Raw genomic sequence first — 12,113 nt, forward strand, 5'->3', positions numbered from 1 at the left:
GGTCAGGAGGGCTCGTCCGCGATCTCGGGGGAGTCCCGCACCACGCGGGTCGCGCTGGGAGCGGGTACGCGCTCGGCCGCCTGAGGGGAGGCCGCTGCGGCCCGGCGGCGCAGCAGGCGGGCCAGCGGCTCGGCCCCGCGGGCCAGCAGCGGCCCGGCGACCGCGAGGATGAGCACATAGGCCGCGGCCAGCGGCCCGAGCTTGGCGCCGACGCCGCCGCTGACGGCCAGGCCGGCGATGACGATGTTGAACTCGCCCCGGGAGATGAGGGCGGCTCCCGCCCGCAGCCGGCCGCTCGGGCCGACCCCGGCCCGCCGGGCGGCGATCCAGCCGGTGGCGACCTTGGTGACCACGCCGATCACGGCGAGCAGCGTGGCGATCCCGAGGACCGGCGGCAGCTGACGCGGATCGGTCTGCAGGCCGAAGAACACGAAGAAGACGGCGGCGAACAGGTCGCGCAGCGGCTCCAGCACGCGCCTGGCGTTGTGGGCCAGCGGGCCCGACAGGGCGATGCCGACCAGGAACGCCCCCACCGCAGCCGACACCTGCAGCTGCTGGGCGACCCCGGCGACCAGCAGGGTCAGCCCGAGCACCTTCAGCAGCAGCACCTCTTCGTTGGGGCTGGAGACGAATCGCCCCACCAGGGGACCGTGCCGCAGCGCGATGACCAGGATGACGGTGATCGTGGCGCCCGCGATGGCCAGGCTCATCGCCCCGGCGGCCAGCCCGGCCCCGGCCAGCAGCGTGGTGAGGATCGGCAGGTAGGCGGCCATGGCGAGGTCCTCGAACACCAGCACCGACAGCACGGCCGGGGTCTCGCGGTTGCCCAGCCAGCCGAGATCCCCGACCACTTTGGCGGTGATGCCGGAGGAGGTGACATAGGTGATGCCGCCGAGGGCGACGGCAGCGACCGGCCCCCACCCCAGCACAAGCGCCGTGATCACACCGGGGGCGGCGTTCAGCACCAGGTCGAGCAGGCCCACCGGGGCCGAGGTCCGAAGCGTCCCCACCAGTTCATCGGCCGTGTATTCCAGGCCCAGGGTGAACAGGAGCAGGATCACGCCGACCTCGGCGCCCAGTGAGACGAATTCCTCGCTGGTGGTCAGGGGAAGGATCCCGCCGATGCCGAAGGCCAGACCGGCCAGCAGGTACAGCGGGATCGCGGAAATGGAGAAACGGATCGCCACGGCCCCGAGCAGCCCCAGGGCCAGGATGATCGCACCGAGTTCGATTAGTTGGATGGCACCGTGCACGGGCGTCATCCGTTGGCGAAGATGTCGGCCACCGCCGCTGTTCCCTCCCCGGTGCCCACGACGACGACGACGTCGCCAGACGAGAACACGAGATCGGGACGCGGGCTGGCTATCACCTGACCCTGGCGGACCACGGCGACGATCGACGCCCCGGTCCTGGTGCGTACTCGGCTGTCACCGAGCGCGCGTCCGTCGTACGGTGATCCCGCCGCTATCGGAATCTTCTCCGTCATGAGACCCTCTACCTGGCGATGCAGCTCGCTGAGGCGCTCCACGATCCGGCCGGTGCCCAGCAGCTCGGCCAGCGCGTTGGCCTCGTCGGCGGTCAGCATCACCGTGACCACACAGGTGTCGGGGTCTTCCTTGTCGTAGATCACCAGGTCGCGGCGGCCGGTGTGATGTGAGATCACCCCTACCTGCCGGCCTCGCTCGGTGGTGAGCACATGCTGCAGCCCGATACCCGGCAGTCCCGTCCGCGTGAGATCCACGTCTCCTCCTGAGCTGTTCCTTTTTCCTGGTGCCGCGGACTCCGGCGGCCCTACGGGCACAGCATTACAGAACATAAAAGGCCGGGCGAACCGCCGCGTACACGGGGTGGAGCTGAGACGGCGGGACCCCGACCGGGAGCCGGGTCACGGCCTCCGGTCGGGGTCCGACCAGCGTTTCAGCGTTTCAGCGCTTCGCGGGCTGGATCGCGTCAGGGCGCGGTGTACAGCGGGTAGCCGTACCCGGCCACGTAGCTCTTGGAGCGGGTGCGCTGCTCAACGGCGCCGCCGTCACCGGTGTTGCCCTCGATGGTCTCGATGGTGCCGTCGCCGTTGTCGCGGACGACGAAGCCGACGTGGTCGATGCCGCCGATGGAGTCGCCGCCGCTCCAGTCGAAGAAGACCACCGCTCCGGGCACGGGGGTGTCGCCCCACCGGCCGTGCTCGGCGAACCAGGTGGCGTGCGTGACGGTGTAGGCGTCGGAGCCCATGACGGGGCCGATGCCGAGCTGCTCGCCCACCCAGGAGACGAACATGTCGCACCAGGGGGCGTTGGCGTAACCGGACAGGGTGCCGCCGTCACGGGCCAGGGTCTCCTGGGCGCGCGGGCTGGACATGTACCACTCGTGGAACTTGGTCCCGCCGCCGTAGCTGTTCTCGGTGATTCCGACCTGGCTGGCGGCCAGCTTCAGCACGTCCTGCGGGCTGACCTTGGGCAGCGTGGCGGCGATCTGGGCGAGGGTGTCGGGGCTGCCGCTGGTGGCGCCGTCGCCGCCCGCCTGCTCGCCGCCCGCCTGCACGATGTGGGACGTGACCGCGGCGGCGTGGGTGGTACCGGCCTGCGCCGCCTGCGGCCCGGCGACCACGGCCGAGACGAGGGCGCCGGCGGCGACGCCCGTGACGAGGGCAGCACGGGCACAGGACTTGAGGGCGTGCATGCGGGGTCTACTCCCTTGCTTCCATGCCGCCTACCGGGTTAGCTGACGGGTTCGGGCTGGAAGTTGCCCTACGGCACGGCACAGCGCGCCGATTCACCCCAAGGAGAGGTGGGTCCCCGGCTCCGCGCGGACGCGGACTCGGCGGCCGGGCGGTGTCCCGGCCGGGACACCGCGTCGGTCAGAGGTGGGCACACTTGACCTGAAAAACGGACATATGCGCCCTTGGATGCATAAAAGGTAATAGATACCACGACGCCGGTCAAGTAAAGACAACTGGGGTTTTACTGGACGGATCAGTGGGAACCAAGGGGCGTCGCGCGCAGGCCCGCCCCGCGCGCACACGTCACCGCGGCGCGCTCAGCGCCACCCCCGGGGGTCGACGCCGCCGGGCACCGGGACCTGCGGATCGTACGGCTCGCGGGTGAACACGAACGTGTTGAGATCGAGGTGCACGCCGCCGTCGCCGGAGCGGACCACCCGCAGCGTCTCACCGGCGTAGTAACCGTCCAGCCCGACCCAGGTGCCGTCGTCCCTGGCGGCGAACCGCGACGCCCGGCCCTGACCGCTGACCGGCGTGAGCGACAGCCCCCGCCGCGGCAGGACCCGCAGCACGTACGGCGCCGGCCCCCAATACCACGGCCCGGTCAGCTCCAGCAGATCGTCGTCGACCTCGGCGGGCTCCCACTCGGCCGGCAGCTGCGGCTCATGCTCGGCCAGGATGTCCAGCAGGTCGACGTCGAGCGGCCCGCGCACCCCCGAGGTGGTGTTGGCCAGCCACAGCACGCCGACGCCCTCGGCGGGGTCGGCCCACACGGTGGCCAGGAACCCGGGCATCGACCCGGTGTGACCGGCCAGCCGCCGGGGGCCGCGCGGGCCGGTGTGCCGTACGAGCTGGAAACCCAGGCCATAGCCCCGGGTCCAGGAGTCGCCGTCCTCCACGATGGCCGGCTCGCGCATCTCCGCGAGCGTCTCCGGCCGCAGCACCTCCGCCGTGTCACCCGCGACGAACGCCGCCCAGCGCGCCAGGTCGGCCGCCGTCGACCACATCTGCCCGGCCGGGGCCATCGCGACATGGTCGTTCTCCGGCTCCGGCAGCAGCACATCGGCCCACGGATGCACGGCGTACCCGGTCGCGTGCGGGGGTCGCGGGCGCGGGGTCGTGTCACGCATGCCGAGCGGCCGCAGGATCTCCTCGCGCACGACCTGCTCCCACGGCGCCGACCGCTTGCGCGCCACCAGCTCGCCCAGCAGCCCGAACCCCACGTTGGAGTAGTGGTAGCGCCGCCCCGCACGATGCCGCGCCGACTCCGGCCCCATCGCGCCGATCAGCTCGGCCACCGCCACCCCCGGCGTGCGCTCCCACCACGCGCCGGGCGGCTCGGCCGTCAGCCCGCTGGTGTGCGACAGCAGCTGGGCGATCGTCGCCTCGCCCACCGGCGTGCCCGGCACGTGCTTGTCCAACGGATCGAGCAGATTCAGCCGCCCCTCGTCGCGCAGCCGCATCACCGCGACCGCCACCAGCGTCTTGGTGATCGACCCGATGCGATACTGCGTGTCCCGCTCCGGCCGCTGCCCGTCGACCCGCCCCCGGGCCCCGAACCAGGCGATCTGCCCGTTCCGCACCACCGCCGCCACCATCGAGGGCACCCGCGACTGCGCCTGCTCGATCGCCAGCCTGCGCAGCATCGCGCGAGCCGTACCCTCCAGAACCATCCCACCGACCTCCGCAATCACGACACCATCGTCGATCGCATCAGGCTATCGGCCGGGGGAGCACAGCACGGGGCAGATCGTACGCGGCGCGGCGCGGCCTGGGGGACAATGCCAGCCATGACCAACCCCTCCGGCGCGCCCGCCGGCAGGCCGCCCGGCACCGAGCTCAACTGCGTCCTCGAACGGATCACCTACGCCAACGAGGAGACCGGCTACACGATCGCCCGGGTCGCCGCCGAGCGCTCGGGCAGCGAGCTGCTGACGGTCGTCGGGCCACTGCTCGGAGCGCAGGTCGGCGAGTCGCTGCGGCTCACCGGCCGGTGGGGGTCACATCCCCGGTACGGCAGGCAGTTCGAGGTGTGGTCCTACACGACGATCCTGCCGGCCACCATCCAGGGCATCCGGCGCTATCTGGGCTCCGGTCTGATCAAGGGCATCGGCCCCAAGATGGCCGAGCGGATCGTGGACCACTTCGGCACCGACACCCTGCGCGTGATCGAGGAGGAGCCGGGCCGGCTGGTCGAGGTCCCCGGGCTCGGCCCGAAACGGACCCGCATGATCGCCGACGCCTGGGAGGAACAGAAGATCATCAAAGAGGTGATGGTCTTCCTGCAGGGCGTCGGGGTGTCCACCTCGATCGCCGTACGGATCTTCAAACAGTACGGCGAGGCCTCCATCGGCGTGGTCAGGAAAGAGCCCTACCGCCTGGCCGACGACGTGTGGGGCATCGGGTTCAAGACCGCCGACACCATCGCCCAGGCCGTGGGCATCCCCCACGACAGCCCCGAGCGGGTCAAGGCCGGGCTGCGCTACACGCTGTCCCAGGCCGCCGACGACGGCCACTGCTACCTGCCGGCGCCCAACCTCGTCGCCGACGCCGTCAAGATCCTCGACGTGCCCGCCGAGCCGACCGCCGCCTGCCTGGAGGAGCTCGTCGCCGAGGAGGGCGTCGTCCGCGAGGACGTCCCCGTGGGCGAGGGCGGGGACACCACCGTCCCGGCGATCTACCTCGTGCCCTTCCACCGGGCCGAGCAGTCCCTGGCCGGCACCCTGCGCGGCCTGCTGACCTTCGGCCACGACCGGCTGGAGGCGTTCCGGTCCGTCGACTGGAGCGCCGCCTTCGACTGGCTGCGCGACCGGACCGGCGCCGACCTCGCCCCCGAGCAGGCCCAGGCCGTACGGCTCGCGCTGACCGAGAAGGTCGCCGTCTTGACCGGCGGCCCGGGCTGCGGCAAGAGCTTCACCGTCCGCTCGGTCGTCACCCTCGCCCGGGCGAAACGGGCCAAGGTCATCCTGGCCGCGCCCACCGGACGGGCGGCCAAGCGGCTGTCGGAGCTGACCGGCCACGAGGCCACCACCGTGCACCGGCTGCTGCAGCTGCGCCCCGGCGGGGACGCCTCCTTCGACCGCGACAACCCCCTCGACGCCGACCTGGTCGTGGTCGACGAGGCGTCCATGCTGGACCTGCTGCTCGCCAACAAGCTCGCCAAGGCCGTGCCACCCGGCGCCCACCTGCTGTTCGTCGGCGACGTCGACCAGCTCCCGTCGGTCGGCGCCGGGGAGGTCCTGCGCGACCTGCTGGCCGCGCCCGACATCCCACGCGTACGGCTGACGCAGATCTTCCGCCAGGCCCAGGAGTCCGGCGTGGTCGTCAACGCCCACCGGGTCAACACCGGGCAGCAGCCCCTGGTGCGGGAGTTCCCCGACTTCTTCCTGTTCCCCTGCGAGGAACCGGAGGAGATCGCCGCGCTGACCGTCGACGTGGTCGCCCGGCGCATCCCCGCCAAGTTCGGCATCGACCCCCGGCGCGACGTCCAGGTCCTGGCGCCCATGCACCGCGGCGCCGCCGGGGCCGGCGCGCTGAACATCGCGCTGCAGGAGGCGCTCACGCCGGCCAGGGAGGGCATGCCGGAACGCCGCTACGGCGGCCGCGTCTTCCGGGTGGGCGACAAGGTGACCCAGCTGCGCAACAACTACGACAAGGGCGCGGCCGGGGTGTTCAACGGCACGGTCGGCGTCGTCACCGCCATCACCCCCGAGGAGAGCAGGCTGACCGTACGCACCGACGAGGACGAGCACGTCGACTACTCCTTCGACGAGCTCGACGAGCTCGCCCACGCCTACGCGGTCAGCATCCACCGCTCCCAGGGCAGCGAGTATCCCGCCGTGGTGATCCCCCTGGCGACCAGCGCGTGGATGATGCTGCAGCGCAACCTGCTCTACACCGCGATCACCCGGGCCAAGCGGCTCGTGGTCATCGTGGGATCGCGACGCGCGCTGGGCCAGGCCGTACGCACCAGGGGTGCCGGCCGCCGCCACACCGGCCTGACCCATCGGCTGCATCAGCGGGCGGACAGGTAGGTCACCATGGAGGGCTGGTCGACCCGGCCGGTGCCCTTGTAGCAGGCCACGTCGCGCACGATCGCGTCCCCGCCGCCGGTGCCCCACGGCGCCAGCAGGTTGCAGTATTCGGGGCCGGGCCCGTAGGCGGTCACCTGCACGTGGTCGGGCAGCACGCCCACCTTGGGGAAGCGCACCAGACGCAGGCCGGGGCCGGCGCTCTGGATCGTGTTGACCGCGCCCTGGGAGTTGTAGTTGACCCCGGACGGGATCGGGGCGTACGGACCGGCGACGGTCGGCTGGTTGTCGAAGGTGTAGGCGAAGTTCTTCGGCGGGATCGCCGCGCCGGTGACCGCGCGTTCCCGATGGTAGGTGAGGGTCCATCCGGTCTTCAGCGGCTTGTCGGCCTTGTCATGGCAGCGCACCACGATCTGCTGCACGCCGGGGCCCGCCCCCCACTTGGCCACCTTGCACCGGGCGGGCTGCTGGGCGTCGACCGCGGTGACCTGGATGTTGCCCGCGTATCCGGAGGAGCCGAGGCCGGGCAGGTCGACCAGCCACTCCCCGGTCCCGGTCGGCGTGACCGTGTTCGTCGCGCCCGCCGAGTTGTGGTGGCTGACAATGGCGCCGCCGTCCCAGAACACGTAGCCGAACGCCTGCGGCGGCGGCAGCGTCCCGGTGCTGTGGGAGAAGACGATGGAGAACCGCGCCCAGACCGGGCCGCCGCCGTACTTGTAGCACTGCACCGCCACGATCTCGTCGGGCCCGGACTGCCCCCATTTCTGGATCTGGCACCATTCGGCGTACGGGGAGACCGCCGTCACATGGACGACACCGCCATTGGGCACGCCGATCTGCGGGAACTTCACATACACTTGGCCGGTGCCGCCGGGGGAGACCTGGACGGTGAACCCGGGCGGCCAGCTGCCGGCCTGGTGCGCGGTGGTGGGGACGCCCGACGTGGTGTCGACGAGCGCGAACCCCCACAGGTTGGGCACCGCGGCTTGGACCCCCGCGGCTCCGGCGCCCAGACCGGCCACGATCATTGCGATGACGAGGAGTGACCGCACGAGTAGTGCCTTCAGGTGGCGCACGTGAATCTCCATCCATCCGACGATGTCTGACAAAGGTGGAGCATCTGGATGCAGCGTCTGCGCTGTCTTCTGCGCTCTTGATAGCTCTCGTGACGGTTCGCGAGAAGACCCAAGTCACTATGCGGTCAAGACACGGGGCGGCGTCGCGCCGCCGCTCGTGCCCGGCCTCCACCTCGTCTAAGCTGTCTACGCTTACTGGAGGCTTGGAGAATTTTGACGCGGACCTTACCCTGAGCAGGTGGAAACCTGCCCGTCAGTGACCGGATCGTGACCGAATCGGCCGCAAAAGTGTGCATATAACTGGCAACCCCCAATAGAGTCTTTAGGGTGCCCTTTGCACTATGGGGGAGAGATCGTGCCGAGCACTCGCACTCGTTCGAAGTTGTCGATCGCCGGAGTCGCCGTGGCCATGGCCGCCGCGTTGTCGGCATGCTCCGGCGGGTCGGGCGCGCCGGGATCGGCGGGCGGGGACGCCACTGAGGCCACCCCGGCCATACCTGCGCCCACCATCAAGATCAGCCCAGTCAAGGGCAGCGCCACCGTGCGCCCGGACAAGACCGTGATCGTCACCGCCGCCAACGGCGCCCTCGACGAGGTCACCGTCCAGACCGCCGGCGGCGAGCCCATCGAGGGCAAGTTCAACTCCGCCCGCACCCGGTGGATCTCCAAGCAGCCGCTCAAGCCCGCGAGCAAGTACACGGTGTCGGCCACGGCCAGCGGCGAGGGCGGCCCCGCCACGCTGACCAGCCAGTTCACCACGCTCAAGCCGAAGTACGAACTGGCCGTCGCCGACGTCACCCCCGGTATCAAGGGCGAGACGGTCGGCGTCGGCATGCCGATCATGGTCACCTTCAACCAGTCCGTGAGCGACAAGGCCTCCGTCGAGAAGGCGCTGAAGGTCGACGCGGAGAAGCCGGTCAAGGGCGCCTGGCGGTGGATCAACGACCGGCTGGTCATCTACCGGCCGGCCAAGTACTGGCCCGCCCACCAGAAGGTGAAGTTCACCGCCGAGCTGTCCGGCGTGCGCGGCGGCCGCGACATGTACGGGGTGAAGGACCACACCACGACCATCAAGATCGGCGCGGCGTGGATCAGCACGGTCAACGTCAAGACCCACACGATGGTCGTCAAGCGCGACGGCAAGACCCTGCAGCACATGAAGATCAGCGCGGGCAACGGGACCACGCGCGAATACACCACCACCAGCGGCATCCATCTGACCATGGAACGCGGCAATCCGGTCACGATGATCTCGCCGGGCCGGAAGCCGGGCGACCCCGGGTACTACAAGGAGGTCGTCAACCACGCCGTCCGCATCTCCAGCAGCGGGGAGTACGTCCATGGCGCCCCCTGGTCGGTCGGCTCCCAGGGCCGCGCCAACGTCAGCCACGGGTGCATCAACGCTCACCCGACCCAGGCCAAGTGGTACTACGACAACTTTCACCGCGGTGACATCGTGAAGATCGTCGGAACCGACCGGCCGCTGGAGTGGAACAACGGCTGGGGCTTCTGGCAGATGCCGTTCAGCCAGTGGAAGAAGGGCAGCGCCCTCGAGGGCGCGAGCTCCGACGCCTGAGCCGCCCCACCGCTTCTCCGCGACAGGCGGCGAAGCACAGGCCGAACCTCCCCTCTCTCGCTTGAGGGAGGGACGAACCGCTGATGTCAGGGGCCGCTATGCGGCGGGGCGTCACGCTCCGCCGCGTTCCTTGGGGGCGACGCCGGATCCGGACACCGGGCGGCTCCCGTGCGGCCGCGGCCCGGATGTCGGCCAGGGTCTCCTGGGGATCGGCGGTGCACGCCCGCCGCAGGCCCGCAAGTGCGGCGTCCAGGCGTTCGCGCCCCCCGTCGAGCATCCTCTGTGGTCAGAGGGCGTAGTCGTACTGGTCGGGCCAGGGTAGGCGCGCGGCGCCCAGCTCGCGGGCGGCCCGGTGCGGCCAGTGGGGGTCGCGCAGGAGCTCGCGGCCGAGCAGGACGGCGTCGGCCCGGCCCGAGGTGAGGATCTCCTCGGCCTGGTGTGGTTCGGTGATCAGGCCGACGGCGGCCACCGGCATGCCGGTCTCGGCGCGGACCCGGGCCGCGAACGGCACCTGGTAACCAGGGCCGGTGGCGATCCGCGCGCCGGGCGCGTTCCCTCCGCTGGAGGTGTCAAGCAGGTCGACGCCGTGGGAGGCCAGCTCTTTGGCCAGGTGTACGGTGTCGTCCACGGTCCAGCCTTCGCGCTCGTCCTCGGGGTTCTCGGTGAGCCAGTCGGTGGCCGAAACACGGAAGAACACCGGAAGTTCCTCGGGCCAGACGGCGCGTACGGCGTCGACGATCTCCAGCGCGAGACGGATGCGGTTCTCGAACGGGCCGCCGTAGGCGTCGGTGCGGTGGTTGCTGTGCGGAGAGAGGAACTCGCCGATCAGGTAACCGTGCGCGCCGTGCACCTCCACCACCTGGAAACCCGCGCGCAGAGCGCGCTGCGCCGCCTGGGTGAAGTCGTCCACGACGCGCTGGATCTCCTCCACCGTCAGCTCCCGCGGCACCGGATGTCCCTCGGCGAACGGGACCGGGCTCGGCCCGACCGGCCGCCAGCCGCCGTCGGCGACGGCGATCGGCCCGCCGCCGCGCCACGGCCGGTCGGTGGACGCCTTGCGCCCGGCGTGCCCAAGCTGGATGCCGGGTACCGTGCCGTGCTCGCTGAGGAACCGGGTGATGCGGGTGAACGCCTGCTCCTGGCGTTCGTTCCACAGGCCCAGGTCAGCGGGGGTGATCCGGCCCTCGGGGGAGACCGATGTCGCTTCGGTGAGGATCAGCCCGGTCCCGCCCACCGCCCGGGCCGCCAGGTGGGAGAAGTGCCAGTCGTGCGGCACTCCCGCTTCCGGGCCGTCTGTCGCGGCGCAGTACTGGCACATCGGCGACATCCTGGCTCTCGCCAATGGCCTGACCGCCAGCGTCCTGGGCCGACAGCGCGGCTACGAGGCCGCCATCGCGATCATCGACTACCACCTCGACCGCCTCTTCGGAGCGGCGGCCATACTAGGGCCGCCCCCGGGCTGAGCCCCACCGACCCGGGCTCTTCAAGGCGACGAACCGGGGGCGTGGAGCACCCGGCCCGGGGGATCAGAACACGCCCATCCACATGAGCACGAACGCGCCGACGACCTTCAGCAGGGCGATCGCGACGACAACGCAGAACACGATCAGCGCCGGGCGGTGCTCGAAGTGCTTACCCTGCTTCAGCGGCGGCCGCTTGGCCACGCGTTCGGCAATGCGCTCTTCGAGCGGCTTGCGGTAGAACATGCTTTTAGTTTATCTGTACAGGACACTGCCCCCTTTTTCGGCATCCGCCCGGGCGGGATCACCGATACCCGGTCACGTCGGCCGGCTTGCCGGCGTCCTGGACCTCGACTATGTACCGCCAGGCGTCCGGCCGGCTGCCGTCCACATCGGTGAAGCCGTACACCTGGGCGAGCTGCCCGCTCGACAGCGACTGACCGTTCCACCGGCCGACCTCCGGGTCGGCGGCGAGCGCCGCGACCGCGCGCCCCACGAACACGGGCGTCTCGGAGATGGCGAAGTGAGGCTGCTCGGCCAGCGCGTCACGCCAGTTCGCCTCCGTCACCCCGAAGAGCTCGAGCATGATCTCCGAGCGCATCCAGCCGGGGGTCAGCGACACCGCCGTCGCGCCGTAGGGCGCCAGCTCCTGCGCCTGGGCGAAGGCCATGCGCGTCACCGAGGTCTTGGCCAGGTCATAGAAGAAGGAAACGCGGTAATTGTTCGCGTTGTAGTCGGTCGTTCCGTCGGTCACCTCCACCACCAGCCCGCCGGGCCGCCTGATCAGCAGCGGAAGCGCATAGTGGCTGGTGATGACGTGCGTGTCGACGGCCAGGCGCAGGATCCGCAGGCCCGCCTCCAGCGAGTGCTCCCACAGCCGGTCACGCCAGCTGAACAGCAGCTCCCCACCCCAGATGTCGTTGACCAGGACGTCGAGCCGGCCCTGCTCCCGGTCGATGCGCTCCACCAGGGCCTGCACCTGCGCGGGTTCGAGGTGATCCACCTGGACCGGGATGCCCCGGCCGCCGGCGGCGTCGACCATCTCCGCGGTCTCCTCGATCGTCTCCGGCCGGTTCATCTCCGACCGGCGCTCCCGCGTGCTGCGCCCGGTCACGTACACCGTGGCCCCCGCCGCGCCCAACGCGACGGCGATGCCCCGCCCCGCGCCCCGCGTCGCCCCGGCGACCAAGGCGACCTTGCCCTCGAGTTCTCCGTTCATGAGGGCCGATACTCGCATCCGGGACCGACAAAACC

General features: G+C 70.8%; 10 protein-coding genes and 1 riboswitch. Of the genes, 2 read left to right on the forward strand and 8 right to left on the reverse strand.

The window, feature by feature from the left end:
* Positions 1-2: 2 nt before the first annotated feature.
* The 4 genes from AP234_RS37795 to AP234_RS05735 all read right to left on the reverse strand — a co-directional run bounded on the left by AP234_RS37795 (position 3) and on the right by AP234_RS05735 (position 4,410).
* Positions 3-1,253 (reverse strand): cation:proton antiporter, encoded by a 1,251-nt coding sequence (locus AP234_RS37795; RefSeq protein ID WP_055478831.1) that lies wholly within the window; start codon positions 1,251-1,253, stop codon positions 3-5.
* Between the two features lie 5 nt (positions 1,254-1,258).
* Positions 1,259-1,741 (reverse strand): cation:proton antiporter regulatory subunit, encoded by a 483-nt coding sequence (locus AP234_RS05725; RefSeq protein ID WP_055478485.1) that lies wholly within the window; start codon positions 1,739-1,741, stop codon positions 1,259-1,261.
* Between the two features lie 209 nt (positions 1,742-1,950).
* The gene (locus AP234_RS05730) at positions 1,951-2,676 is read right to left on the reverse strand and encodes a CHAP domain-containing protein (protein ID WP_055478486.1); all 726 of its coding nucleotides are present in this window, start codon (positions 2,674-2,676) and stop codon (positions 1,951-1,953) included.
* Positions 2,677-2,689: 13 nt separating this feature from the next.
* Positions 2,690-2,830, reverse strand: a riboswitch (cyclic di-AMP (ydaO/yuaA leader).
* A 203-nt stretch (positions 2,831-3,033) separates the two neighbouring features.
* Entirely contained in the window at positions 3,034-4,410 is a 1,377-nt protein-coding gene (locus AP234_RS05735; RefSeq protein WP_235557977.1) for a serine hydrolase domain-containing protein, read from the reverse strand.
* Between the two features lie 96 nt (positions 4,411-4,506).
* Between AP234_RS05735 and recD2 the strand changes: the two genes are divergently transcribed.
* Positions 4,507-6,750 (forward strand): SF1B family DNA helicase RecD2, encoded by a 2,244-nt coding sequence (gene recD2, locus AP234_RS05740; protein WP_055478488.1) that lies wholly within the window; start codon positions 4,507-4,509, stop codon positions 6,748-6,750.
* Here the strand turns inward: recD2 and AP234_RS05745 are convergent.
* A complete protein-coding gene (locus AP234_RS05745; RefSeq protein WP_055478489.1) occupies positions 6,732-7,835 on the reverse strand; it encodes a hypothetical protein in 1,104 nt (367 codons plus the stop codon). The two genes, recD2 and AP234_RS05745, sit on opposite strands and share 19 nt — an antisense overlap.
* Before the next feature lie 343 nt (positions 7,836-8,178).
* Between AP234_RS05745 and AP234_RS05750 the strand changes: the two genes are divergently transcribed.
* The gene (locus AP234_RS05750) at positions 8,179-9,399 is read left to right on the forward strand and encodes a L,D-transpeptidase family protein (protein ID WP_235557978.1); all 1,221 of its coding nucleotides are present in this window, start codon (positions 8,179-8,181) and stop codon (positions 9,397-9,399) included.
* A 286-nt stretch (positions 9,400-9,685) separates the two neighbouring features.
* Here AP234_RS05750 and AP234_RS05755 read toward each other — a convergent pair whose 3' ends face one another.
* The 3 genes from AP234_RS05755 to AP234_RS05765 all read right to left on the reverse strand — a co-directional run bounded on the left by AP234_RS05755 (position 9,686) and on the right by AP234_RS05765 (position 12,078).
* Complete coding sequence (locus AP234_RS05755) at positions 9,686-10,717, reverse strand: NADH:flavin oxidoreductase/NADH oxidase (protein ID WP_431998151.1); 1,032 nt, start codon at positions 10,715-10,717, stop codon at positions 9,686-9,688.
* Positions 10,718-10,925: 208 nt separating this feature from the next.
* Positions 10,926-11,105: a hypothetical protein gene (locus AP234_RS05760; protein ID WP_055478491.1), complete on the reverse strand. Its 180-nt coding sequence runs from the start codon at positions 11,103-11,105 to the stop codon at positions 10,926-10,928.
* A gap of 58 nt (positions 11,106-11,163) precedes the next feature.
* A complete protein-coding gene (locus AP234_RS05765; protein WP_055478492.1) occupies positions 11,164-12,078 on the reverse strand; it encodes an SDR family oxidoreductase in 915 nt (304 codons plus the stop codon).
* Positions 12,079-12,113 lie beyond the last annotated feature (35 nt).

Origin of the sequence: Sphaerimonospora mesophila, from assembly GCF_001417795.1 — a bacterium.
Taxonomy (GTDB): Bacteria; Actinomycetota; Actinomycetes; order Streptosporangiales; family Streptosporangiaceae; genus Sphaerimonospora; species Sphaerimonospora mesophila.